This is a genomic window from Pseudomonas sp. PS02302, from assembly GCF_029959585.1.
In the GTDB taxonomy this organism is placed as follows: domain Bacteria; phylum Pseudomonadota; class Gammaproteobacteria; order Pseudomonadales; family Pseudomonadaceae; genus Chryseomonas; species Chryseomonas aestiva.
This window is the reverse complement of sequence record NZ_JASCON010000006.1, coordinates 1-23,381: the sequence shown is the minus strand read 5'-3', so window position 1 is coordinate 23,381 and position 23,381 is coordinate 1. Positions and strand designations below refer to the sequence as shown.

21 protein-coding genes and 1 other RNA gene are annotated in these 23,381 nt (G+C 67.7%); 12 read left to right on the top strand and 10 right to left on the bottom strand.

What is annotated here, in order from left to right; genetic code table 11:
* Positions 1 to 68 precede the first annotated feature (68 nt).
* Positions 69 to 2,246, bottom strand: a complete 2,178-nt coding sequence (locus tag QMX82_RS03570) for a hybrid sensor histidine kinase/response regulator (protein WP_336619059.1) — start codon at positions 2,244 to 2,246, stop codon at positions 69 to 71.
* Positions 2,247 to 2,491: 245 nt separating this feature from the next.
* Here QMX82_RS03570 and cycA point away from each other — a divergent pair, with 245 nt between their 5' ends.
* Positions 2,492 to 3,874: a D-serine/D-alanine/glycine transporter gene (cycA, locus tag QMX82_RS03560; protein ID WP_282281280.1), complete on the top strand. Its 1,383-nt coding sequence runs from the start codon at positions 2,492 to 2,494 to the stop codon at positions 3,872 to 3,874.
* 15 nt (positions 3,875 to 3,889) lie between these two features.
* Here the strand turns inward: cycA and QMX82_RS03555 are convergent, their stop codons facing one another.
* From QMX82_RS03555 to QMX82_RS03545, 3 genes are all read right to left on the bottom strand, one after another.
* Entirely contained in the window at positions 3,890 to 5,161 is a 1,272-nt protein-coding gene (locus tag QMX82_RS03555) for a Y-family DNA polymerase (protein ID WP_282281279.1), read from the bottom strand.
* Positions 5,154 to 5,585: a LexA family protein gene (locus QMX82_RS03550; protein ID WP_282281278.1), complete on the bottom strand. Its 432-nt coding sequence runs from the start codon at positions 5,583 to 5,585 to the stop codon at positions 5,154 to 5,156. Before QMX82_RS03550 ends, QMX82_RS03555 begins: the two co-directional genes overlap by 8 nt.
* Before the next feature lie 96 nt (positions 5,586 to 5,681).
* Positions 5,682 to 7,700, bottom strand: coding sequence for a methyl-accepting chemotaxis protein (locus QMX82_RS03545; protein WP_282281277.1), 2,019 nt, complete (start codon positions 7,698 to 7,700; stop codon positions 5,682 to 5,684).
* A 175-nt stretch (positions 7,701 to 7,875) separates the two neighbouring features.
* Here QMX82_RS03545 and QMX82_RS03540 point away from each other — a divergent pair, with 175 nt between their 5' ends.
* The 8 genes from QMX82_RS03540 (at position 7,876) to QMX82_RS03505 (ending at position 14,949) form a co-directional block, all read left to right on the top strand.
* Positions 7,876 to 9,339 carry an N-acyl-D-amino-acid deacylase family protein gene (locus tag QMX82_RS03540; protein WP_282281276.1) on the top strand — a complete coding sequence of 488 codons (1,464 nt, stop codon included), beginning with the start codon at positions 7,876 to 7,878 and terminating at the stop codon, positions 9,337 to 9,339.
* A 265-nt stretch (positions 9,340 to 9,604) separates the two neighbouring features.
* Positions 9,605 to 10,384: a transporter substrate-binding domain-containing protein gene (locus QMX82_RS03535; RefSeq protein ID WP_236712125.1), complete on the top strand. Its 780-nt coding sequence runs from the start codon at positions 9,605 to 9,607 to the stop codon at positions 10,382 to 10,384.
* Between the two features lie 48 nt (positions 10,385 to 10,432).
* Positions 10,433 to 11,095 (top strand): amino acid ABC transporter permease, encoded by a 663-nt coding sequence (locus QMX82_RS03530; RefSeq protein WP_133862070.1) that lies wholly within the window; start codon positions 10,433 to 10,435, stop codon positions 11,093 to 11,095.
* A gap of 10 nt (positions 11,096 to 11,105) precedes the next feature.
* Complete coding sequence (locus QMX82_RS03525; protein ID WP_133862071.1) at positions 11,106 to 11,768, top strand: amino acid ABC transporter permease; 663 nt, start codon at positions 11,106 to 11,108, stop codon at positions 11,766 to 11,768.
* Positions 11,765 to 12,541 carry an amino acid ABC transporter ATP-binding protein gene (locus QMX82_RS03520; protein WP_133862072.1) on the top strand — a complete coding sequence of 259 codons (777 nt, stop codon included), beginning with the start codon at positions 11,765 to 11,767 and terminating at the stop codon, positions 12,539 to 12,541. Before QMX82_RS03525 ends, QMX82_RS03520 begins: the two co-directional genes overlap by 4 nt.
* A 28-nt stretch (positions 12,542 to 12,569) precedes the next feature.
* Entirely contained in the window at positions 12,570 to 12,956 is a 387-nt protein-coding gene (locus QMX82_RS03515; protein WP_133862073.1) for a RidA family protein, read from the top strand.
* Positions 12,957 to 12,970: 14 nt separating this feature from the next.
* The gene (locus QMX82_RS03510; RefSeq protein ID WP_208694110.1) at positions 12,971 to 13,744 is read left to right on the top strand and encodes an IclR family transcriptional regulator; all 774 of its coding nucleotides are present in this window, start codon (positions 12,971 to 12,973) and stop codon (positions 13,742 to 13,744) included.
* A complete protein-coding gene (locus QMX82_RS03505) occupies positions 13,741 to 14,949 on the top strand; it encodes an amino acid deaminase (protein ID WP_282281275.1) in 1,209 nt (402 codons plus the stop codon). Before QMX82_RS03510 ends, QMX82_RS03505 begins: the two co-directional genes overlap by 4 nt.
* A gap of 4 nt (positions 14,950 to 14,953) precedes the next feature.
* Here QMX82_RS03505 and QMX82_RS03500 read toward each other — a convergent pair whose 3' ends face one another.
* The 3 genes from QMX82_RS03500 to QMX82_RS03490 form a co-directional block, all read right to left on the bottom strand.
* Positions 14,954 to 15,382: a pyridoxamine 5'-phosphate oxidase family protein gene (locus tag QMX82_RS03500; RefSeq protein ID WP_133862076.1), complete on the bottom strand. Its 429-nt coding sequence runs from the start codon at positions 15,380 to 15,382 to the stop codon at positions 14,954 to 14,956.
* 112 nt (positions 15,383 to 15,494) lie between these two features.
* On the bottom strand, positions 15,495 to 16,433 hold the full coding sequence (locus QMX82_RS03495) for an AraC family transcriptional regulator (protein ID WP_282281274.1): 939 nt from the start codon (positions 16,431 to 16,433) through the stop codon (positions 15,495 to 15,497).
* Positions 16,434 to 16,445: 12 nt separating this feature from the next.
* Positions 16,446 to 17,276 (bottom strand): oxidoreductase, encoded by an 831-nt coding sequence (locus tag QMX82_RS03490; RefSeq protein WP_282281273.1) that lies wholly within the window; start codon positions 17,274 to 17,276, stop codon positions 16,446 to 16,448.
* A 348-nt stretch (positions 17,277 to 17,624) separates the two neighbouring features.
* On the opposite strand from QMX82_RS03490, the gene QMX82_RS03485 reads away from it, so the two are divergent.
* Complete coding sequence (locus QMX82_RS03485; RefSeq protein WP_282281272.1) at positions 17,625 to 18,365, top strand: NPP1 family protein; 741 nt, start codon at positions 17,625 to 17,627, stop codon at positions 18,363 to 18,365.
* 83 nt (positions 18,366 to 18,448) lie between these two features.
* On the opposite strand, the gene QMX82_RS03480 is transcribed toward QMX82_RS03485, so the two are convergent.
* Complete coding sequence (locus QMX82_RS03480) at positions 18,449 to 19,384, bottom strand: DMT family transporter (RefSeq protein ID WP_282281271.1); 936 nt, start codon at positions 19,382 to 19,384, stop codon at positions 18,449 to 18,451.
* 138 nt (positions 19,385 to 19,522) lie between these two features.
* Between QMX82_RS03480 and QMX82_RS03475 the strand changes: the two genes are divergently transcribed.
* Positions 19,523 to 20,026 carry an Lrp/AsnC family transcriptional regulator gene (locus QMX82_RS03475; protein WP_133862081.1) on the top strand — a complete coding sequence of 168 codons (504 nt, stop codon included), beginning with the start codon at positions 19,523 to 19,525 and terminating at the stop codon, positions 20,024 to 20,026.
* 66 nt (positions 20,027 to 20,092) lie between these two features.
* Here QMX82_RS03475 and hrpB read toward each other — a convergent pair whose 3' ends face one another.
* Complete coding sequence (gene hrpB / locus QMX82_RS03470) at positions 20,093 to 22,597, bottom strand: ATP-dependent helicase HrpB (RefSeq protein WP_282281270.1); 2,505 nt, start codon at positions 22,595 to 22,597, stop codon at positions 20,093 to 20,095.
* 43 nt (positions 22,598 to 22,640) lie between these two features.
* Positions 22,641 to 22,716, bottom strand: a non-coding RNA gene (locus tag QMX82_RS03465) — sX9 sRNA.
* 127 nt (positions 22,717 to 22,843) lie between these two features.
* Between QMX82_RS03465 and QMX82_RS03460 the strand changes: the two genes are divergently transcribed.
* On the top strand, positions 22,844 to 23,269 hold the full coding sequence (locus QMX82_RS03460) for a hypothetical protein (RefSeq protein ID WP_027598502.1): 426 nt from the start codon (positions 22,844 to 22,846) through the stop codon (positions 23,267 to 23,269).
* Positions 23,270 to 23,381 lie beyond the last annotated feature (112 nt).

Here is a 23,381-nt window from a genome sequence, read left to right as displayed (position 1 = left end):
TTGCGGACACGCTGATTGGGGGCCGTTGCGTTTCCGGGCCCTGCCAAGGGGTTTTGCGCGCGCGAAACCTACCCCGCCACCAGCCCCTTCACCCGCTGCGCCAGGGCCTCCACCGCGAAGGGCTTGGTGAGGATCGCCATGCCCGGCTCCAGGTGGCCGTCGCTGAGCAGCGAGGTTTCGGCGAAGCCGGTGATGAACAGCACCTTGAGTGCCGGACGCTGGACCCGGGCGGCGTCGGCCAGTTGGCGGCCGTTCATGCCGCCGGGCAGGCCGACGTCGGTGACCAGCAGATCGATGCGGGCATCGGAGTGCAGCACTTCCAGGCCGCCGGCGCCGTCGGCGGCCTCGATGATGACGTAGCCCAGTTCGCGCAGCAGATCGGTCACCAGCATGCGCACCGTGGGTTCGTCGTCGACCACCAGCACCGTGGCATGGGCACCTTCCAGCAGACCGGGCTGGCCCGCTGCCAGAGGCGAGCCGTACGGACGCTCCACCGGTCGCAGGGGCAGGTAAAGGCAGACGGTGGTGCCTTCGCCTGGCATCGAGCGCAGCCGCAGCTGGCCGCCCGACTGGCGGGCGAAGCCATAGATCATCGACAGCCCAAGGCCCGTGCCCTGCCCCATGGGCTTGGTGGTGAAGAAGGGTTCGAAGGCCTTGGCGGCGACCTCCGGCGGCATGCCGCTGCCGGTATCGGTCACGCTCAGGTGCAGATAACGCCCGGGTGCCAATTCGAAATCGCGGCTATCCGCCTCGCCGAGGGTGCGATGACTGGCGGCGATGAGGATACGTCCGCCCTTGGGCATGGCGTCGCGCGCGTTGATGCACAGATTGAGCAGGGCGTTTTCCAGCTGGGACTGGTCCACCAGCAGCGGCTGGTCGTCCGGCAGACTGGTGAAGTGCACCTGGATGGCCGGCCCCACGGTGCGCTGCACCAGGTCGAGCATGCCGCCCACCAGCTGGTTGACCACCGTGGCCTCGGGGGCCAGGGTCTGGCGGCGGGCGAAGGCCAGCAGCCGGTGGGTCAGGGCCGCGGCGCGCTTGGCGCTGCCCTGGGCGGCCAGCAGGTATTTTTCCAGTTCGGTGAAGCGTCCCTGGCCAATGCGCAGACTCATGAGGTCGAGGCTGCCGGAGATCCCCGCGAGCAGGTTGTTGAAATCATGGGCCAGGCCGCCGGTGAGCTGGCCGACCGCTTCCATCTTCTGCGACTGGCGCAGGGCTTCTTCCGAGCGGCGCAGTTCCTCGGTGCGCTCTTCGACGCGCTGCTCCAGGGTGGCGGTCAGGTCGCGCAACTCCGCCAGGGCGCGGTCGCGCTCGTCGGCCAGGGCACGCCGGGCATCCACGTCCAGCAGCACGCCGGGAAAGCGCAACGGGGTGCCGTCCGGCGCCAGTTCGACGTGGCCGTTGGCCTCCAGCCAGTAGTAGCGGCCGTCGCTGCGGCGGACCCGGTACTGGTGGGCATAGCGCCCACCGCGCGCGATGACGTCGGCGATGGCCGCGGCCAGGCCGGCCTGGTCGTCCGGGTGGACGGAGGCCACCACCTGCGCCAGGCTCAGGCCATCGCGGCCCAGCGCCGGGTCGAGGCCGAAGTTGATGGCGAAGGCCTCGTCGACGGTGAATCTGTCGGTGGGCAGGTCCCAGTACCAGGTGCCGATGATGGCACCGGCGGCGAGGGCCAGCTGCACACGCTCGGCGGCGGCCAGCACGCTGCTCTCCGCGGCGCGCGCGCTGTCGCGCTCGTCGATGCGCGCCGAGAGTTCCTGTTCGAGGGTCAGGTTGTGCCGGCGCAGGGCGGCCTCGGCCACATCGCGCTGGTGGAGGGCCTGGACGCCGGCGGTGGTCTCGGTGGTGATGTTGAGCATGCCGACGATGGCCTCGCCGTCACGCAGCGGGCTGTAGGAAAAGCTCCAGTAGGTGTCCTCGGGATAGCCGTTGCGGGTCATCACGAAGTGCTTGTCGACGAAGTGCAGCGCCTCGCCGGACAGCGTCCGCTCGATCAGTGGCGCGATCTCGTCCCACAGTTCCGCCCAGACCTTATCGATCGGCTGCCCCAACGCGGCAGGATGGCGCGCACCGAGAAAGGGGGCGTAGGCCTGGTTGTAGATCAGCGTCTGCTCGGCGCCCCAGGTGGCGCACATGGCGAAGGGCGAGGCCATCAGCAGGTCGTAGGTGGTCCGGAGGGCCACGGGCCAGCTGGCGCGCGCGCCCAGTGGCGTGGTTTCCCAGGCGAAACTTTCGAGATAGGACAAGGGACGACTCACTGGCAGAGGCACAGAGGGATCTCGTGGCCGTCCGGGTCCGCTACAAGGATCCGGATAGCCATGATAGGCAGGTAAGAGCCTGCCTGCCAGAGTTCCAGGTGACCGACGGCGCCGCCGCCCCCATCAGTGGCAGGCCGGCCCTGCGGCATGCTGTCCCGGTGAAACGACTGGCACGTCCGCCGTGCATCTCTTACCGTGTGGCCCCCGCTGTCGCTGTCAGGTATCCGCTCGTCATGTCCGCGTCTTCCACCCCGCCAGAGGGGCTGCAACGCAGCCTGTCCAATCGCCATCTGCAACTGATCGCCATCGGCGGCGCCATCGGCACCGGCCTGTTCATGGGCTCGGGCAAGACCATCGCCCTGGCCGGCCCCTCGATCCTGCTGGTCTATCTGATCATCGGCAGCGCCCTGTTCTTTGTCATGCGCGCCCTGGGCGAACTGCTGCTGTCGGACCTGGACTACAAGTCCTTCATCGACTTCTGCACCGATCTGCTCGGCCCCTGGGCCGGCTTCTTCTGCGGCTGGACCTACTGGTTCTGCTGGATCGTCACCGCCATCGCCGATGTCATCGCCATCGCCGCCTATGCCCAGTTCTGGCTTCCAGGCCTCGCGCCCTGGATCCCGGCGCTGCTCTGCGTGCTGCTCCTGCTTGGGCTCAACCTGGTCACCGTGCGGCTGTTCGGCGAGCTGGAGTTCTGGTTCGCGCTGATCAAGATCGTCGCCATCTGCGCCCTGATCGTCACCGGCTTCGGCCTAGTGCTATGGGGCTTCCAGTCGCCCTTGGGCAACGTCGCCAGCCTGGCCAATCTGTGGAACGACGGCGGCGTCTTTCCCATGGGGCTGGGCGGTTTCTTCGCCGGTTTCCAGATCGCCGTCTTCGCCTTCGTCGGCATCGAACTGGTGGGTACCACCGCCGCCGAAACCGCCGATCCGCGACGCAACCTGCCGCGGGCGATCAATTCCATTCCGCTGCGCATCCTGGTGTTCTATGTGCTGGCGCTGGTGGTGATCATGGCGGTGACGCCCTGGCGCCAGGTGGTGCCGGACAAGAGCCCCTTCGTCGAACTCTTCGTGCTGGCCGGCGTGCCCATGGCCGCCAGCCTGATCAATTTCGTGGTGCTGACCTCGGCCACCTCCTCGGCCAACAGCGGCATCTTCTCCACCAGCCGGATGCTCTATGGCCTGGCCCGCGAAGGTCATGCGCCACGCGGCCTCACCCGCCTTTCGCGGGCGGCGGTGCCGGCGCGCGGGCTGGTGCTGTCCTGCCTGTGCCTGCTGCTGGGTACGGTGCTGATCTACCTGATCCCCAACCTGGTCACCGCCTTCACCCTGGTCACCACCCTGGCCGCGGTGCTGTTCATGTTCGTCTGGTCGCTGATCCTGCTAGCCTGGCTGGCCTATCGCCGCAACCGTCCGGAGCGCCATGCCGCCTCGGCCTTTCGCCTGCCCGGCGGGCGCTGGGTGTGCTACGGGGTGCTGGCCTTCTTCGCCGCGGTACTGGTGCTGCTGACCCTGCAGGACGACACCCGCCAGGCGCTGCTGGCCAGTCCGCTGTGGTTCCTGCTGCTGGGCGTGGGCTACTGGTGGCGCGGGCGGCAGGCGGTACGCGCCGGCTAGACCGGCGCTGGCCGCTCAGCCCACCGTCCAGAGTTCATCGAGCCGGGTGGTGTAGCGCGGGCTGAGCAGATCGCGGCGCATCTGCCAGGCGGGATCGCGTGGAATCCGCGCCGGTCTCAGGGTCTCGCGACCGAACCGGCCGTTGATGGCGTCCAGGGTCGCCATCAGCCGGGCAGCGGCCGGATCCGGGGCGGCGGCGAAGAGATCCGCCGCCACCTCGCCACGGCCGCAGAGATCGAGCAGCAGCACCTCCGCCTTGGCATAGCCGAAGCCGTCGCGAAAGATCTCGCGCAGACCCGCCTGGGCCTGGTCATTGAGCACCCGGGTGTCGTCGCTGGGCGCCGGCAGGTTGAGCAGGGCGGCATTGGCGTAGCGGCCCTCGTCGGCGCCGTGCATGCCGGTCTGGATACTGACCCTCAGGGTGCGGCAGAGGGAGCCCTGGGCGCGCAGCTTTTCCGCGGCGCGGGCGGTGTAGCTGGCCACCGCCTCGGCCAGGGCGCCGAACTGGTACTGGCGGCGACCGAACATGCGACTGCTGCAGATCGTCTGCCGTGGCGCTTCCAGTTCCTCCAGGCTCAGGCAGGCCAGTCCGCGCAATTCCCGTGCGGTCTTTTCCAGCACCACGCTATAGCGCTGGCGCAGCGACCAGGCGTCCTGCCCGGCCAACTCCCAGGCGGTGCTGACGCCCTCCCCGCGCAGGCGCGCGGCCAGGCGCCGGCCGACCCCCCAGACGTCTTCGATGGGCGAATGCTTGAGCACCCAGTCGTGCACCGCCGGGTCGCGCAGATCCAGCACCCCGCCGGTGCGCGCCGGCCAGCGCTTGGCGGCGGCATTGGCCAGCTTGGCCAGGGTCTTGGTGCCGGCGATGCCGACGCTGACCGGGATACCCGTCCACTTCTGCACCCGCGCCTGCAGGCGCTGGCCGAGGGCATCCAGCGGTTCGGGCAGGCCGGCCAGATCGGCGAACACCTCGTCGATGCTGTAGCGCTCCAGGCGCGGCACCAGGGTCGCCAGGGTGCGCATCACCCGATCGCTGAGATCGCCATAGAGGGCGTAGTTGGAACTGAAGGCCTCGACCTCGCCGCGCCGGGCCAGTTCGCGCACCTGGAACCAGGGCGCGGCCATGGCGATGCCCAGGCGCTTGGCCTCGGCCGAGCGGGCGATCACGCAGCCGTCGTTGTTGGACAGCACCACCACCGGCCGCTGCGCGAGGTCGGGGCGGAAGACCCGCTCGCAACTGCAATAGAAGGCGTTGCAGTCGATCAGCGCCAGCACCGACTCAGCCATGGCCGAAACGCCTCAGGCTGTGGGTGGCGACGCCCCAGACCTCGAAGTCGTCGCGCTCGCCGATGACCAGGGGCGCATAGGCGGGATTTTCCGCCAGCAGGACGAAATGGGCGCCGCGCCGGCCAAGGCGCTTGAGCGTGGGTTCGCGATCGCGCACTGCCACCACGATGTCGCCGACCCGTGCCGGCCGGGCGCGATCGACGATCACCAGATCGCCGGCAAAGATCCCGGCGCCGGTCATGCTGTCGCCGCTGACCTGGATGACATAGGTGTGGGGCGCGCGCAGGTCGACCAGTTCGTCCAGCGAGACCTGGCGCTCCAGATGATCCTGGGCCGGCGAGGGAAAGCCGCACGGCAGGCGAAAATCATAGAGTGGCAGCCGGGTCTCGGACGACTCCAGGTAACCCAGGACGGTAACGGACATGACGAGGCGCTCCTGCGGATAACTGTCTATTTATACAGTCATCCGCAGCCGCCGTGTTGTAAAGTCCGACCTAACCCCCGCCGATGAGCGGCGCCCTCAGGCGCTGAGGCGAAAGCGCGAGACGATGCCGCGCAGGTCCTGGGAGAGACCGGCGAGACGCTCGGCGGTGCCGGCATCGGCTTCGATCCCGCTCAGGACCTGCAGGGTGCTGGCGCGAATGCCGGTGGTGTTGCGGTTGATATCTTCGGAGACCGCGGCCTGCTGTTCCGCGGCGCTGGCGATCTGCACGTTGACGTCGACGATGCGCTCCACGGCGGCGCCGATGCTGGTCAGGCTGACGCTGGCCTGCTCGGCCGCCGCGACGCCGGTCAGGGCATGGCCGCGACTGGCCTGCATCTGCCCGACGGCTTCGCCGGTGGCGGCCTGCAACTGCTCGATAATGCGGCGGATTTCCTCGGTGGAGGTCTGGGTGCGCGAGGCCAGGGTGCGGACCTCGTCGGCCACCACGGCGAAGCCGCGGCCCTGCTCGCCGGCCCGGGCGGCCTCGATGGCGGCGTTGAGCGCCAGCAGGTTGGTCTGCTCGGCGATGGTGCGGATCACCGCGATGACCCCGCCGATGGCCTGGCTGTGGCTTTCCAGGGCCGCGACCTTGGTGGCGCTGAGGTCCACCTCGGCGGCCAGGGCCTCGATGGCCTGTTGCGTCTGCTGCATCACCCGGGTGCCTTCCCGGGTGGCCTGATCGGCCTGCTGGGCGGCGGCCACGGCGCCTTCGGTGTTGTTGGCGACATCCGCCACGCTGGCGGTCATCTCGGTGATGGCGGTGGCCACCTGATCGGTTTCGCCCTGCTGCGTCTGCATGGTCGAACGCGCCTGGCCGATGGAGCCGGCCAGGGATCCCGAGGCCTCGGCCACCGCGTTGGAGGCCTGATCGACCTCACGCAGCGAGCGGCCGAAGGCCTCCAGCATCGCGTCCAGGCTACGGCCGATGTCGGCGATCTCGTCACGTCCGCGCAGGGCGGCGCGGCGACTCAGATCGCCCTGGGCGGCGGCGGCGGTCACCCCGACCAGTTCGGCGATCCCTTGGCGCATGGCCCGGTAGATACCGGCGAAGGTATAGCACAGCAGCAGCAGGGCACCCAGGATCAGGCCCACCACCAGATTACGCAGCGTGGTGGCATGGACCAGTCGCTCGGCCAGCAACTGGGAGAGCTGGCCCTGCGCCTCTTCCTGCACCTTGTAGTAGCGGGCGACCACGGCATTGCCCTGGGTACCCAGGGCGCGCCCGGAGACCGTACCCTCATTGGTCATGGCCGCCTGCATGCCCTGGCGGAAGTTGGCATAGTCGTCCGCCGCCTGGGCCAGGGAGCCCTTGAGGCGCTGGGCCAGCTCCGGCGCCTGACGCGCCAGGAGTCTGAGACCCTGCTCCAGTTCGTCGGCGCTCTGCCGTTCCTGGCTCACCACGCTGCGCGCCAGATTCAGACTAGCGGGATCGAAGCGATTATTGGCGCTCAGGCCAAAGGCCAGGCCACGCAGTTGGCCGATGAGGTTGATTTCCCGCGGCAGGCGCACGGAGGTGATGTCGATGAGAAAGAGACTGGTGTAATCCGAGTCCAGCGCCAGGCCGGAGGTGGCCGAGACGTAATAGAAGAGGTTCAGGGTCTGGGTCAGTTGCTCGTTCCAGGCCTCGAACACCTCCAGCGCGCTGCCCGAGGTCCCCTGCAGCAGACGCTCGGCGCCCCGCCGCAACTGGCTCAGGCGATCTCCGGTTTCCAGCTGGGTGCCGAGTTCGCGATCCAGTCGGCCCAGATCGTCATAGGCCTTGAGCAGGTTGTCACGGTTGTTCTGCCAGTCCTGCTGGGCGGAAGCATCGCCATCCTGGAGCCGCTTGGTCAGGGCGCGCTGCAACATGCTCAGGCGGGCGACCGGGGTCAGTTGCGTCAGATAGCGCTGACCGTCAATTTCCTGGACCAGGCTGACGCGCTGTTCCTGAATATCCTGATAGAGGTAGACACTGAGGAAGATCAGGGGCACCAGGACGATGGCCGCCAGGCAGGCGAATTTGGCAGGGAATCTCAGGCGATTCATTAGACTTACGACAGGGGTCAACAGATTCATGGCGAGCTCACGGGCGGCAGGAAGGGTCACTCGGGCTGTACCGCCCAATTTGTGACGTAGTAGACAAAGTATTCTGCAACAGTTCTATCGCTATCGGCCCGCCGGTTCGCTTATATGGCCCTTTGCCACTCGGCGGTCGAAAGGTGGCCCCCAACGGTCGCAGGATGGCTCTAGCATGCATGATGTAGTGATTCTCAATGCCCTTGTGCTGGATGGTCGCGACCGTCCGGGCCGGGTACTCGACGTGGCGATTTCCGGCGAGCGCATCCAGGCGCTGGGCGAACTGGCCGGGCAACCGGCACGGGAGGTCCGCGAGGGCAGCGGCCTGGTGCTGGCCCCCGGCTTCATCGATGTGCATACCCACGATGACACCATGGTCATCCGCCGGCCGCAGCAGTTGCCCAAGCTCAGCCAGGGGGTGACCACCGTCGTGGTGGGCAACTGCGGGATCAGCGCCGCCCCGGTGCGGTTGCGTGGCGAGCCGCCGGATCCGCTGAATCTGCTCGGCCCGGCCGCGGTCTTCGGCTATCCCACCTTTGCCGCCTACCGCGCGGCGGTGGAGCAGGCGCGGCCCGGCGTCAACGTGGCCGCCCTGGTCGGCCACACGGCGTTGCGCAGCAATCATCTGGACGATCTCCAGCGTGCCGCCACCCCCGCCGAAATCGCCGCCATGCGCCTCGAATTGCGTGAAAGCCTGGCGGCTGGCGCCCTGGGGCTTTCCAGCGGGCTGGCCTATGCCTCCGCCGCGGCGGCGCCGACCGCGGAGGTGGCCGAATTGGCCGCGGAGCTGGACGCCGTGGGCGGACTCTATGCCACCCACCTGCGCAGCGAATTCGCCGCGGTGCACGAGGCCCTGGACGAAGCCCTGGACATCGGTCGGCAGGCACGGGCGCCGGTGGTGGTCTCCCACTTCAAGTGCGCCGGGGTGGACAACTGGGGCCGCGCGCCGGAATTGCTCGACGCCCTGGAGCAGGCCGCCCACCGTCAGCCGGTCGGCTGCGACTGCTATCCCTATGCGGCCAGTTCCTCCACCCTGGATCTCAGGCAGGTCACCGATCGCCACCGCATCACCATCACCTGGTCCACCCCGCATCCCGACTGCGGCGGCCGCGACCTGGACGCCATCGCCGCCGACTGGGGCCTGGATCTGCAGGAAGCCGCCCGTCGCCTGCAACCGGCGGGCGCCGTCTACTACGGCATGAGCGAGGTCGATGTGCAGCTGATCCTCGCTCATCCGCTGAGCATGATCGGCTCCGACGGCCTGCCCGAGGATCCCTTCCCCCATCCGCGGCTCTGGGGCGCCTTCCCGCGGGTGCTGGGTCATTTCAGCCGCGACCTCGGCCTCTTTCCGCTGCACACCGCCGTGCACAAGATGACCGGCCTGTCCGCCGCCCGCTTCGGCCTCAGCGGCCGCGGCCTGATCGAGCCGGGCGCCCAGGCCGACCTGGTGCTGTTCGATCCCCGGCGCATCCGCGACGTGGCCGACTTCAGCGACCCGCAACGGCCTGCCGAAGGCATCCACGCCGTCTGGGTGAATGGCCGCCTCGCCTACGCCCCGGATCAGGTCATTGGCGAACGCCATGGGCGCTTCCTGCCACGCGCCGGCGATCTGCGGCCAGGCTTCCCGCCCCCCGCCTGAGCGCTACCGGGTAACGCCTCGCCCTGGTGCGCCTTCGTTACCTTCCGCCACCTCCCGGTGCCCTCCAAGGCACCGGAAGAACCCTCCGCTGCCTGCCGCTCAAGCCAAGCCCTTGATTTGCAACGCCAGGCGAATAGCTGGCACAGTCACTGCAATCTATTCCGTTGTTACGAACACACTTCCGCTATAACGGAAACGGAGAGACACTATGACAGGCAAGACGAAGGGGTGGAAAACGCTGGCGCTGCTGGTCGGCCTGGTCGCCATGACCGGCGCCCAGGCGGCCAAGCTGGACGATGTGCTCAAGCGCGGCCATCTGGTCGTGGGTACCGGCAGCACCAACGCCCCCTGGCACTTCCAGGGCGCCGACGGCAAGTTGCAGGGCTTCGATATCGATATCTCCAAGGTCATCGCCAAGGGCCTGTTCAACGATCCGGAAAAGGTCGAATTCGTCGTGCAGGGTTCGGATGCGCGCATTCCCAACCTGCTCACCGACAAGGTCGACATCAGCTGCCAGTTCATCACCGTGACCGCCAGCCGCGCCCAGCAGGTGGCCTTTACCCTGCCCTACTACCGCGAGGGCGTGGCCCTGCTGTTGCCGGCCAACAGCCGCTACCAGCAGATCGACGACCTCAAGGCGGCCAAGAGCGACCTGACCGTGGCCGTGCTGCAGAACGTCTATGCCGAGGAACTGGTGCACCAGGCCTTGCCCGGCGCCAAGGTCGACCAGTACGACAGCGTCGACCTGCTCTACCAGGCCCTGGGCACCGGCCGCGCCGACGCCGTGGCCACCGACCAGTCCTCGGTCAAGTACCTGATGACCCAGAATCCCGGTCGCTACCGCTCGCCCGACTACGCCTGGAGTCCCCAGACCTACGCCTGCGCGGTCAAGCGCGGCGACCAGGACTGGCTGAACTTCGTCAACACCGCCCTGCACGAGGCCATGACCGGTGTGGAATTCCCCACCTACCAGGCTTCCTTCAAGAAGTGGTTCGGCGTCGAGCTGCCGTCCCCGGCGATCGGCTTCCCCGTCGAGTTCAAGTGATCCTGGCCCCGGCGCGGCCCGTCCGCGCCCTCTAGGTAGACGTCGAGCATGAACTACACCCTCAACTTCGCCCCCGTGTGGCAGAACCTGGACCACCTGCTGGCCGGGCTCGCCCTCGGCCTGCAGCTGGCGCTGGTGGGCATCGCCATCGGCTGCCTGATCGGCCTGGCCACGGCCTTCGCCCTGCTCTCACCGGTGCGGGCGCTGCGCTGGCTGGCGGCGGGCTACGTCACCCTGGTGCGCAACACCCCGATCCTGGTGCTGATCCTGCTGCTGTACTTCGCCCTGCCCAGCATCGGCATCCGCCTGGACAAGCTCAGCTCCTTTCTGATCACCCTGGCGCTCTATGCCGGCGCCTACCTGGCCGAGGTGTTTCGCGGCGGCCTCATGGCGATTCCCAAGGGCCAGCGCGAGGCCGGTCTGGCCATCGGCCTGCGCGAATGGCAGATCAAGGCCTACGTCATCATTCCGGTGATGCTGCGCAACGTGCTGCCGTCGCTTTCCAACAGCTTCATCTCGCTGTTCAAGGACACCTCCCTGGCGGCGGCCATCGCCGTGCCGGAACTGACCTACCAGGCGCGCAAGATCAACCTGGAAAGCTACCGGGTCATCGAGACCTGGCTGGTGACCAGCGCCCTCTACATCCTCACCTGCTACGTCATCGCCCTGCTGCTGCGCCAGCTGGAGCGACGGCTGAGCCTGACCCGCTAGGAGCCCGATCGTGTACGAAGCCCCCTCCTGGTTCCTGGAATTGTGGAATGCCCGCCAGACCCTGGCCGCCGGTTTCGCCACCACCCTGGCCTGCTCCGTGCTGGCGGTGCTCGGCGGCACCCTGCTGGGTACCCTTGGCGGCCTGGCGCTGACCTACGGTCGCTGGCCGCTGCGCCTGCCGTTCCGCGTCTATTCCGACCTGATCCGGGGTACCCCGGTGTTCGTGCTGGTGCTGGCCTGCTACTACATGGCACCGGCCCTGGGCCTGCGGCCCACGCCCTTCCAGGCCGGCACCGCGGCGCTGCTGCTGTTCTGCGGCTCCCATGTGGCGGAGATCGTCCGCGGCGCCCTGCAGGCCATTCCGCGCGGCCAGCACGAGGCGGCCAAGGCCATCGGCCTGACCTTCGCCCAGAGTCTCAAGGAGGTGCTCCTGCCCCAGGCGCTGCGCCAGATCCTGCCGACCTGGGTCAACGCCTCCACCGAGATCGTCAAGGCCTCCACCCTGCTCTCGGTGATCGGCGTGGCCGAGTTGCTCCTGAGCAGTCAGCAGGTCATCGCCCGCACCTTCATGACCCTGCAGTTCTATCTGTTCGCCGGGCTGCTGTTCTTTCTCATCAACTTCGCCATCGAGCGGCTCGGCCGCTACCTGGAAAAACGGGTGACCCTGCCATGACCGATTCCAACGTCCCCCTGCTGAGCATCGACGACCTGCACAAGAGCTTTGGCACCGTGGAGGTGCTCAAGGGCATCGACCTGTCCCTGGATCGCGGCGATGTGGTCACCCTGATTGGCTCCAGCGGCTCGGGCAAGACCACCCTGCTGCGCTGCGTCAACCTGCTGGAAGACTTCCAGGGCGGCAGCATCCGGCTGGCCGGCGAGGCCATCGGCTATCGCGAGGAAGGCGGTCGCCGCCAGCGCCTGCCGGAGCGCGAGATCGCCCGCCAGCGCTCGCTCACCGGCATGGCCTTCCAGCAATTCAACCTGTTTCCCCACCTCACCGCCCTGGAAAACGTCACCCTCGGCCTGCGCAAGGTCAAGAAGATGGGCAAGGACGAAGCCGTGGCCATCGGCGAGCAGTGGCTGCGCCGGGTCGGCCTGATCGAGCGCCGCGATTATCATCCCGGCCAGCTTTCCGGCGGGCAGCAGCAGCGGGTGGCCATCGCCCGCGCCATCGCCATGAATCCCAGTCTGATGCTGTTCGACGAACCCACCTCGGCGCTGGACCCGGAGCTGGTCGGCGAGGTGCTGGCGGTGATCAAGGACCTGGCCCAGGACGGCATGACCATGCTGCTGGTAACCCACGAGATGAGATTCGCCTACGAGGTGTCCGATCGCATCGTCTTCATGAGCCAGGGCCGCATCGAGGAGCAGGGGCCGCCCCGCGAGCTGTTCGAGCGGCCGCGCTCCACCCGTCTCGCCGAATTCCTCGGCCGGACCTCTTTCTGAATCCTTCCCCCGTAACAGGAGCAACCTTATGAGCATCACTCGATACGGCGCCGGCGAACGCGGCGCAGGTGGCCAACCCCTGCCCTTCGCCCGCGCGGTGGAAGCCGATGGCTGGCTGCACGTCTCCGGCCAGGTGGCCATGGAGCATGGCGAGATCATCGACGGCGGCATCGTCGCCCAGACCCACAAGACCATGCAGAATCTGATCGCCATCCTCCAGGAAGCCGGCTACGGTCTGGAGCACGTGGTGCGCGCCGGCGTCTGGCTGGACGATCCGCGCGACTTCTGGAGCTTCAACAAGGTGTTCGCCGAGTACTTCGCCGGCAACGCCCCGGCGCGCGCCTGCGTGCAATCCTCCATGATGGTGGACTGCAAGGTCGAGATCGACTGCATCGCCTACAAACCCAAGAACTGAGACAACCCGGAGCCATGACCGAACCTACCCGCCAGAGAGCCCGCGGCCTGGACCGCGCCTTCGATATCCTCGATCACCTCAAGCGGGTGGGTCGGCCGCTGCGACCCAACGAGATCGCCGCCGGCCTGGGCATTCCCAAGTCCACCGTCTACGACCTGGTCGGCCTGTTGCTGGAGCGGCACATGCTCGATGCCGTGGGCCGCGACGGTCAGGTCTACCTGGGCCGCGAGCTGTACTTTCTCGGCCAGGCGCACCTGCGCCACTTCGATCTGGCCCGCGAGGCCGGGCTGCTCCTGGACGACATCGTCGCCCAGACCCGCGAAACCGCCCAGCTGTGCCAGCTCAACGGCCGCAAGTACACCGTCTCGCTGATGAAGGAAGGCGCCCGCGCCTTTCGCATCTCCTCCAATGTCGGCGAGGACGCGCCCATTCCCTGGACCGCTTCCGGGCGACTGCTGCTGGGTCATCTGAGCGATGCCGAGATCCTCGCCCTGATCGATCCGGACGACTTCATCCTGCCCGACGGCAGCCGCCTGGCCCCGACGACCTTCATCGCCGAGATCCGCGGCGCCTGCGCCGCAGGCTTCTTTTCCTTCGACAGCATCGCCGACACCTACACCCACTGCTTCGCCGCCCCGGTGCAGGATGCCAGCGGCCTGAGCATCGCCACCCTGTGCATCGTGGCGCCCCGCGCCGACGCCCAGGCCCACCATGCCGAGTACCGCCAGGTGCTGGTCGACAGCGCCCGCCGCCTGTCCCAGCGCCTGGGCGGCCAGGAGAATCCATGACCGCTCTACATGCCCCCGAGAAAGGCGCCGCCAGTCCTGGCGCCAGCCTGCTCAACGACATCGCCCTGCCCGCCCTGGTCATCCACCAGGACGCACTCGACCACAACATCGCCTGGATGCAGGCCTTCACTAGCGAGCGCGGCGCCGAACTGGCGCCCCACGGCAAGACCAGCATGGCGCCGGCGCTGTTCCACCGACAACTGGCCGCGGGCGCCTGGGGCATGACCCTGGCCACCGCGGTGCAGACCCGCGCCGCCCAGGCCCACGGTGTGCGCCGGGTACTGATGGCCAATCAGCTGGTGGGCGCGCCGAACATGGCGCTGATCGCCGAATTGCTCACCGCCGATCCGGACTTCGACTTCCATTGCCTGGTGGATCATCCCGACCAGGTCACCGCCCTGGGTGCCTTCTTTGGCGCACGCGGCCTGGCGCTGCAGGTGATGATCGAATACGGCGTACCCGGCGGCCGTTGCGGTTGCCGCAGCGAAGCCGAGGTGCGTGAACTGGCCCGCGCCATCGCCGGACAACCGGCGCTGCGCCTGACCGGCATCGAAGGCTACGAGGGGGTGATCCACGGCGCCGAGGCGGCCACCGACATCCGCGCCTTCGCCGATTCCCTGGTGCGCCTGGCGGAGGAATTGCGCGGCCAGGGCGCCTTCGCCCTCGACCGCCCCATCGTCACCGCCTCGGGGTCGGCCTGGTACGACCTGATCGCCGCCGCCTTCGACCAGCTGGACGTGCGCGAGCGCTTTCTCGCCGTCATGCGCCCCGGCAGCTATGTGGTCCATGACCACGGGATCTATCGCGATGCCCAGTGTGGCGTCCTGGCCCGCACCGGTCTGAACGAGGGCCTGCAACCGGCGCTGGAGGTCTGGGCGCATGTGCAGTCCATGCCCGAACCCGGTTTCGCCATCCTGGCGCTGGGCAAACGTGACATCGCCCACGATGCCGGCCTGCCGCTGCCACTGCGCCGCTACCGACCGGACCAGACCGCTGCCGACGCCGTCGACGTCAGCGGCTGCACGGTCACCGCCATCATGGACCAGCACGCCTTCATGGTCGTGGCCCCGGGGACGGCACTGGCCATCGGCGACATCATCGCCCTGGGCACCTCCCACCCCTGCCTGACCTTCGACAAGTGGCGCCAGGGCTGCATCGTCGACGAAGGTCTGCAGGTCGTGGAGACCTTCGCCACCTGCTTCTAGGACCTCAGGGGCGCAGCTCGCCCTGCTCCTCCCCATCCCAGTAACGCACGCGCTCGGCATGCACCTTGATGAGGATCATGCCGGGCGTGTCTGTGCCCTGGGGAAACCAGCGGTCCAAACTCTTGGTCCAGTGCGCCTCGAATTGCGCCTTGTCGCGGATCAGCTCGGCATGCCCTTCGATGCCGATGAAGAGGCCAGGCTTGCCGAGCAGACTCTTGCCCTCGCTGAAGCTCAGCCCCACCGCCGGATCCTGCTCGATGTCGCGGATCTTGGCCGAGTCCTCGTAGGCATAGAACCAGGAGTCCCCGTCGTATTCGACGTCGCCGTTGTTGCTCATCGGCCGGCTGGTCAAACGCCCGGTGCCGGTGGTCAGCATGCAGAAATCCAGATCGCGCATCGCTTTGGAAAGGTCGTGCAGGGTCTTGTCGGCCATGGGGGTCGCTCCGGTTGGGCGGGCAGGCAGTGCCCGTCTGCATTCAGACCGGGGGCGGCGGCCGCTTGGTTCCGGCGGGGCGATCGCGACCGGGCTTTTCGGACGGACAGCCCTAGTGCGAAGAGACATAGACCGCCGTCGCAGGCGGTGCCGGCAACGCATAGGTGGCCTTCATCCAGTCGATCTCCGCCAGCGGTGTCCGGCCGAACAGCCGCTTGAATTCGCGACTGAACTGGGAGGCGCTCTCGTAGCCTACGGCAAAGGCAGCGTTCGCCGCCGGGAGGGCGTCGCGCAGCATCAACAGCCGCGCCTGGTGCAGACGGGTCGACTTCAGATACTGCATGGGCGTGGTCCCCGTAACGTCGCGGAAGTGGCGATGGAAGCTGGGCTGACTCATGCGCGCTTCCTGCGCCAGCGCGGCGACGTCCAGGCGCTCGGCATAGCGGGCGTGCAGGGTGCGCAACGACCGGGCGATGCGGCCGAAACGACCCTGGCGATCCAGAGCCGCACGCAGTGATCCGCCCTGGGCGCCGGTGAGGATCCGATAGTAGAGTTCGCGCAGCAGCGCCGGCCCCAGCAGCCGGGCGTCCGTCGGCACGCTCAAGGCCTCCAGCAAGCGCAGCGTCGAGGCGCGCAGCGGTTCATCGATCGGCGAGGCATAGAGCCCGCGGGGCGCTTCCCGCGCCGGTCCCAGTTCGCTGTCGAGCTGCAGCACCAGGTCCCCGAGCAGCCGAAAGTCCAGCCTTAGATAGATGGCCAGCAGCGGTGCCTCCGGACTGGCATCGGTCTCCATGGTGAAGGGCACGGGCACGGAGACCACCAGGTAGTGCTGGGCATCGTACTGATAGACGCGCTCACCGAAGTAGCCGCGCTTGCCACCCTGGCAGACGATGACGACCCCGGGATCATAGAGCACGGGTACGCCGGTCAGCGGGCGATCCGAACGCAAAAAGCGTACATCCTCCAGGGCGCTGAGGTTGTAGCCTTCCTGGGGCGCCAGCCTGCCCAGCAGCGCCACCAGACGCCTGGCAAGGGGATCGCTCGGATTCATGGGGCCTCCGCGTCAGCCATCGGTGGAAAGGGTCAGGGCCTCCCAGCGCTCGATCTCCCGACTGGCCGTGGCCAGACGTTCGCACACCAGCTGCAAGGCATCGCTCCCCAGCAGCAACTGCGCAGGCGGTGCCGGCAGGGCGATGAGCTGCAGCAGGGCCTGGGCCGCCTTGCGCGGATCGCCGAGCTGCTTGCCGCTCTTGGCCTCCCGCGCCGCACGGATCGGCGTGAACTGTTCATCGTAGTCGGCGATGCAGCGGGCGCTGCGACGCATCGAGCGGCCCGCCCAGTCGGTGCGAAAGGAGCCGGGCGCCACGGCGGTGACCCAGACGCCGAACGGTGCCAACTCCTGGCCCAGGGCCGCGGAGATGCCTTCGAGGGCAAACTTGCTGCCGCAATAGTAGGAGATACCCGGCAGGGTGATGGTGCCACCCATCGAGGTGATGTTGATGATATGACCGCGGCGCCGCTCGCGGAAGGACGGCAGGAAGGCCTTGGTCACGGCGACCGCCGCGAAGACATTGACCTCGAATTGCTGACGCAGCTCTTCCAGCGGCGATTCTTCGAGAATGCCCTCATGGCCGTAGCCGGCATTGTTGACCAGGACATCCACCGGCCCGTGGGCTGCCTGAACCTCGGCCACCACGGTTGCCAGGCGAGCTTGGTCCGTGACATCCAGCAGCACGCCATGAGCCCGGTCCGACAAGGCGGCGAAGGCCTGAAGATCGGCGTCCCGGCGCACGGTGCCGATGACGCGGTGGCCGGCCGCGAGGGCTTCCCGCGCCAGGGCGTTGCCCAGGCCGCTGCTCACCCCGGTGATGAAAAGGGTCTTGTGCTCGTTCATGGTCCACTCCCATCGTTGGAAGCGGCCATGCTAGCGCCGGTGCCTGGCGCCTTCGTTGCCGGATGGTCTGGAGGTCTTGCCTAATCCTCTCGATCCGTACATTCCTGGCCAGGGCTTCGAGGACCTGCACTCATGCAGATCGGTTATCCCGCTGTCGCCTTACGCCAAGGCTCCCTTTCTTCGGCCGCAGCTGCCATTCAAGTGTCACCGCCGTTAAATAAAACCAACAAGCGCGCCAGGGAAAATCCCAGCTGACCAGGTTCGACTTGGTTGCCGATACAGCAACTTTCGGCAAGCACCCCATCTTCGAATGAACGCCAGCCCTACTACTTAGCGGAGAGATTCTTCATGAGCAGTAAGATCTCGCTATTGATGGTATCCACGACACTCTGCCTGACGTCACCCGTATTCGCCGCCGTTATCAACCACGATCAGGTACAACAGATCCGTGCCGACGCCACCGCCGTCGAATACTACTATCAGCCGATGATTGCCGACGGTCCGGACTCCTGCAACAACTATCCGGCGGTGGATTCCGCGGGCAATGTCAGTGGCGGCCTGCATCCTTCGGGCGCTCCGGATGGGCATTGTCGCGGCACCAACGGTCAGGTCTATTCGCGCATGGCCGAATACTTCAAACACTGCGCGATCCTGTATTCCTGGTATTTCCCCAAGGATCAGCCGCCGAACTATCTGGGCGCCGCCGGCGGTCATCGCCATGACTGGGAAGATATCGTCGTCTGGACCAATGAGTGCAAAGTCGGCTCGCCCATATTGAAGATAGACTATTCCACCCACGGCAAATACCAGGTGAATTTCAATCCCCCCGTCTGGCGCGGCCGCAGCGGTTATCTTGCCCAGGGCGTCCATCCCAAGGTCACCTATCATGCGGCCTACAAGGGCTTCGCCGACCACTCCCCCGATGCTACCAACGACATGGGGCGCAGCCAGCCGCTGATCAGCTGGAGCCGGATGCCGGTACCCGCCAAGAACACCCTGAACAGCTATGACTTTGGCGCGGCAAACGTACCCTTCAAGGATGGCGGGGCCTTCTGGTCCAACCTGCAGAAGGCCTGGCAGACCCAGTGACCCTGTAGAGTCGCTGGGGCTCCCTGGCTGCGTGGCCGCAGGCGTCCAGCCAACGATGTGCTGGCGACTGCGGAGACACCCCGCTAGCGACGCCCGGTCCGCGTAGCCAGGGCCGACACCCCGACCCCCAGGATCACCAGACCGAGCCCTGCGAGAAACAGCGGGGAGACGGTCGCGCCAAACGCCAGACAGGAGAAGGCGGTACCCACGAGCGGCACCCCCAGAGTGAAATTCGACATGCCGAACGTGGAGATCCTCCGCCCATGCTCCGCCGAGATGACGAAGCAGGCCGACGTCGCGATCGGACCGATGAACAACAGCGCCTCGACCAGCGTTCGATCCCAGACGATGGCGATCGGCGGCCCCTCGACGAGGTAGGCGGCAATCGCCAGGGGGATGGTGGCCAACAGCATCTGCCAGGGCGCCAGGAGCAGGGCCGGGGTTACCCAGCGGTGGCGCTTCACATGCAGGATGACGAATGCCCAGCTCACCGCCGCCAGCAGCAGGAAGGCCGCCCCCACGAGGGTGTCCTGCTGCGTCCAGTCGAGCTCTCCAGGGGAGCAGACCGCGACGACGCCCGCCATCCCCACCAGCAGCCCGGCAAGCTGCAGCCGGGTCGGCGCTTCACGAAACAGCACCCAGGCCACGACCACGCACCACAGCGGCGTGGTGTAGGCCAGGAGCACGGCCTTGCTGGTGTCGACATGCACCATCGCCACCATGCCGAGTCCGGTAAAGGTCATCATCTGCAACAGGCCCACGCTGGCGACGATGGGCAGGTCCTGCCGGGTGGGCCGCCTGAGTTGCCCGCGCACGCCGAGATAGGCGAACAGGCAGAGCGCGGCACTGGCGAATCTGAGGGTCGCCAGCCAGAGCGGCGGCACGCTGTGCAGGGCAAGCTTCGTCACCGGCCAGCTACTGCCCCACAGCAGCACCATGAGGCCCAGGCACAGGTAGGTGGAGGAGATGCCCCGGCCCTTGATGCGGCTTTTCGCCAGATGCTGGATTGAAACGCTCATGGTGCCACCCTGTCGCAAGCAGATTGCCTAGGGTCATGATGCGGCGATACCAGCGAAAAAACGCACCTATCTGTTCCTCTAAAAATAGAATATGGGTAAGTTCTACCCACAAAATGAACAGCATAGGAAAATCTTACCATGAGCCGAGCGACGCTCGATGAGGCCAGCCTGCGTATCCTCGATGCGCTTCAGGAAAATGCGGAGCTCAGCAATGCGGAGCTGGCCGACATCGTGGGCCTTTCCGCTTCGCCCTGCTGGCGCCGCGTCGCGGAAATGAAGGAGCGTGGCGTCTTGCGTGGCGCCGTGACGCTGGTCGATCCGGCAGCGCTCAACCTGGCCATCAACGTCTTCGTGCATGTGTCGCTCAAGCTTCAGGACAAGCAGTCCCTGGAGATCTTCACCAATGCGATCAAGGAGCGCCCGGAAGTGATGGAGTGCTACCTCATGAGCGGCGAGGCGGACTTCATGTTGCGGGTGGTGAGCGAAGACCTGAGCAAATACCAGACGCTCCTGCTCGACTGCCTGACGTCGATCCCCGTCGTGGCCAGCATCAGATCGAGCTTTGCCCTGAGCCAGGTGAAATACACCACGGCCCTGCCCACCAATCATCTGCGAAAGCGTCCGGCCGGCAGCAACGGTTGAGCGTTTGGGAGCGCCAGAGCACCCAGGCGGCTGCGCCCCACGTTTTTGCCCGCTCCGGGGTTTACTTCACGTCCCCCGCGGCTTGGCTCGCGCCGTGGGTTCGGCGATCAAGGGATCGTCCGGCCAGTAGTGCTTGGGATAGCGACCCTTGAGATCCTTCTTTACCTCGCCGTAGGTATTGGCCCAGAAACTGGCCAGGTCCTGGGTGACCTGCACCGGTCGCCGCGCGGGCGAGAGCAGGTGCAGCTTGACCGCCAGTCGTCCACCGGCGAGACGCGGGGTGTCGGCCAGGCCGAACAGCTCCTGCAGCCGTACCGCCAGCACCGGCGGCTGCTCGCTGTAGTCCAGGCGGATGCTGGAGCCGGAGGGCACCGCCAGGCTGCGCGGCGCCAGCTCGTCCAGTTGCCGCGGCAGCGGCCAGGGCAGCAGGCCCTGCAGCATGGCGGCCAGGTCAAGAGTGGCGAAATGGGCCAGCCGGGTGACGCGCTCCAGATAGGGCAGCAGCCAGTCTTCCAGGCTGACCAGCAGGGCGGCGTCGCTCACATCCGGCCAGTCGCTCGTCTGCTTCTGCTGCAGGTCCAGCTGGCGCAGCAGCGCCACCCGCGCCTGCCACTGGCGCAGCTCCGGCGTCCAGGGCAGCAACTCCAGGCCCTTGCGCCGCACCAGCCCGAGCAGCGCCCGGCTGCGGGCGGCGGCGTCCAGATTCTTCAGCGGCTCGCGACTCAGCACCAGTTGGCCGATCCGCCGCTGGCGTTCCGCACGCAGCACCCCCTCGCGTTCATCCCAGTCCAGTTCGTCGTGACTCACCACCTGCTCGGTCAGCGGCCCTTCGAACAGCGCCGGATCCAGTTCGGCGGCGAGGTAGATGCGCTCTTCGCGCTGTCCCTGGCGACTGCCCAGGTCGGCCACCACCAGCCAGGGCGATTTCATCAGCCCATCCGGCTCGCCAAAGCTGGCGGCCCGGCCATTGGCCAGGCGATAGTCCTGGCCGCCGGCCTTGCGCTGCTGGGCGATGCGATCCGGATAGGCGCAGGCCAGCAGCGCCCCGGTCCAGCGCGGATGCTCGGGATCGGCCACCGGCTGCCCGGCCGGGCCGCGCAACAGGCCGCGATACTGGCGGATCAGCTGACGAATGCGCGCCACGCCGCCGCGCGGACCCCGGCCTTCGCCGGCCAGCAGCAGGAGACGGGTGTGCAGATCGGCGCCCTGCCCCGGGGTCAGGTCGCGCTCGCCCAGCAGCGCGGCGATCTCGCAGGCGCGCTCGGCCAGGCCCCAGGCCTGACCGCGCAACAGCAGGTGGGCCAGCCGCGGATGGGCCGGCAGGCCGCTCATGGCCTGGCCGTGAGGCGTGAGCGCGCCTTGCTCGTCCAGGGCGCCCAGCCGCAGCAGCAGATCGCGCGCCTGGGCCAGGGCGGCGGCGGGCGGGGGATCGAGCCAGGCCAGCTCTTCCGCGTTCATGCCCCAGCGCGCCAGTTGCAGGGCCAGACCGGCCAGGTCGGCCTGGAGGATCTCGGCGCTGTCATAGGCCGGCAGCTGCTGATGCAGCTCTTCCGACCAGAGTCGATAGCAGACCCCCGGTTCCAGGCGGCCGGCGCGGCCCTGGCGCTGGGTCGCCGAGGCACGGGAGATGCGGCGGGTGGTCAGGCGGGTCATGCCGCTGCCGGGATCGAAAGCCGGCACGCGCGCCAGACCCGCGTCCACCACCACCCGCACCCCTTCGATGGTCAGGCTGGTCTCGGCGATGTTGGTGGCCAGCACCACCTTGCGCGTCCCCGCCGGCGCCGGCTCGATGGCCGCGCGCTGAGCGGCCAGCTCCAGCTCGCCGTGCAGCGGACAGAGCAATACCCCCGCGGGCAGTTGCTCCGCCAGGCGCTCGGCGGTGCGGCGGATCTCCGCCTGGCCGGGCAGAAAGACCAGCAGGCTGCCGGTTTCCTCGTCCAGTGCCTGCAGCACCGTGGCGGCCACCCGCGCCTCCAGGCGCTCGTCCTGGCCGAGCGGTCGGCTCCAGCGGGTCGTCACCGGAAACATGCGCCCCTCGCTGCGCACCACCGGCGCTCCGCCCAGCAAGGCAGCCAGGCGTTCGCCTTCCAGAGTGGCCGACATCACCAGCAGCTTGAGCGGGGTGTCACGCAGCAGTTCGCGGCCGCTCAGGGTCAGCGCCAGGGCCAGGTCGGCGTCCAGGCTGCGCTCGTGGAATTCGTCGAAGATCACCAGGCCGACGCCCTCCAGCGCCGGATCGTCCTGCAGCCGTCGGGTGAGGATGCCCTCGGTGACCACCTCGATGCGGGTGCGCGGACCCACCCGACTTTCCAGGCGGATGCGATAGCCCACCGTCTCGCCAACGCCTTCGCCCAGCTCCGCGGCCAGGCGCTCGGCGGCGGCACGCGCCGCCAGCCGGCGCGGCTCCAGCAGCAGGATGCGCTGACCGGCCAGCCAGGGCTCATGCAACAGCGCCAGGGGCACGCGGGTGGTCTTGCCGGCCCCCGGCGGCGCTTCCAGCACGCAGTCATCGCGGTGGGCGAGGGCCTGGCGCAGCTCGCGCAGGACAACATCGATGGGCAAGGGCGTCATTGGGCACGGCCGGTGGTCTCAACAGGGCGGGCAGTATAAGAGCGGCTAACAAAATGTAGCGAGCGGCTGTCAGGCAGGTGCGCGCGGCGCGCAGGAACCGCAGTGTACGAGTGGTACATGAGGATTCCGAGCACTGCACGCGCCTGTATGGCAGACGCGCAGTAGTTTTGTTTGTCGCTCTAAAGCGTCTCGCCCGCTGTGATTCCGGCCGTTATAGTGGCGGCCTCATCCAACCGGAGGTTGTCTATGTCGATGCGTACCCGCGCGGTATGTGGCGTCCTCGCCGCAGCCCTGTTCACCCAGCTGACCGCTTGCGGTTCGCTGTTCTATCCCGAGCGCCGCGGCCAGATCACCGGCAGTGGCCGGATCGATCCGGGCATCGTCGCCCTCGATGCCATCGGCCTGCTGTTCTACATCATTCCCGGCCTGATCGCCTTTGGCGTGGACTTCGCCACCGGCGCCATCTACCTGCCGGACAACAAGCGCGCCGAGGTCGATCCGGGCGAGCTGAACAAGGCGGTCAACCCGGACGGCAGCGTCGATCGCGCACGCCTCAAGGCCATCATCCAGCAGGCCACCGGCCACAGCCTGCCGCTGGACGATCCGCGCCTGCTGCAGCGCAGCGGCAGCAACGAGCAGCTCGCCAGCCTGGGCCTCGCCCCGCGCGCCTGATGAGCGACCCGCACGGCACCGAGCGGCTCCTGCGTCGCGGCCCCCCCCCCCCGGGGGGGGGGGGGGCGGCGCGGGTGCGGGGCCGGGGGGGTTTTCAAATCTGACGCGGCCG

Coding starts and splice junctions, on each gene's coding strand:
- cycA (WP_282281280.1), top strand. CDS start 2,492: ATGTCCGCGTCTTCCACCCCGCCAGAGGGGCTGCAACGCAGCCTGTCC.
- QMX82_RS03555 (WP_282281279.1), bottom strand. CDS start 5,161: ATGGCTGAGTCGGTGCTGGCGCTGATCGACTGCAACGCCTTCTATTGC.
- QMX82_RS03550 (WP_282281278.1), bottom strand. CDS start 5,585: ATGTCCGTTACCGTCCTGGGTTACCTGGAGTCGTCCGAGACCCGGCTG.
- QMX82_RS03545 (WP_282281277.1), bottom strand. CDS start 7,700: ATGAATCTGTTGACCCCTGTCGTAAGTCTAATGAATCGCCTGAGATTC.
- QMX82_RS03540 (WP_282281276.1), top strand. CDS start 7,876: ATGCATGATGTAGTGATTCTCAATGCCCTTGTGCTGGATGGTCGCGAC.
- QMX82_RS03535 (WP_236712125.1), top strand. CDS start 9,605: ATGACCGGCGCCCAGGCGGCCAAGCTGGACGATGTGCTCAAGCGCGGC.
- QMX82_RS03530 (WP_133862070.1), top strand. CDS start 10,433: ATGAACTACACCCTCAACTTCGCCCCCGTGTGGCAGAACCTGGACCAC.
- QMX82_RS03520 (WP_133862072.1), top strand. CDS start 11,765: ATGACCGATTCCAACGTCCCCCTGCTGAGCATCGACGACCTGCACAAG.
- QMX82_RS03515 (WP_133862073.1), top strand. CDS start 12,570: ATGAGCATCACTCGATACGGCGCCGGCGAACGCGGCGCAGGTGGCCAA.
- QMX82_RS03510 (WP_208694110.1), top strand. CDS start 12,971: ATGACCGAACCTACCCGCCAGAGAGCCCGCGGCCTGGACCGCGCCTTC.
- QMX82_RS03505 (WP_282281275.1), top strand. CDS start 13,741: ATGACCGCTCTACATGCCCCCGAGAAAGGCGCCGCCAGTCCTGGCGCC.
- QMX82_RS03500 (WP_133862076.1), bottom strand. CDS start 15,382: ATGGCCGACAAGACCCTGCACGACCTTTCCAAAGCGATGCGCGATCTG.
- QMX82_RS03495 (WP_282281274.1), bottom strand. CDS start 16,433: ATGAATCCGAGCGATCCCCTTGCCAGGCGTCTGGTGGCGCTGCTGGGC.
- QMX82_RS03490 (WP_282281273.1), bottom strand. CDS start 17,276: ATGAACGAGCACAAGACCCTTTTCATCACCGGGGTGAGCAGCGGCCTG.
- QMX82_RS03485 (WP_282281272.1), top strand. CDS start 17,625: ATGAGCAGTAAGATCTCGCTATTGATGGTATCCACGACACTCTGCCTG.
- QMX82_RS03480 (WP_282281271.1), bottom strand. CDS start 19,384: ATGAGCGTTTCAATCCAGCATCTGGCGAAAAGCCGCATCAAGGGCCGG.
- QMX82_RS03475 (WP_133862081.1), top strand. CDS start 19,523: ATGAGCCGAGCGACGCTCGATGAGGCCAGCCTGCGTATCCTCGATGCG.
- hrpB (WP_282281270.1), bottom strand. CDS start 22,597: ATGACGCCCTTGCCCATCGATGTTGTCCTGCGCGAGCTGCGCCAGGCC.
- QMX82_RS03460 (WP_027598502.1), top strand. CDS start 22,844: ATGTCGATGCGTACCCGCGCGGTATGTGGCGTCCTCGCCGCAGCCCTG.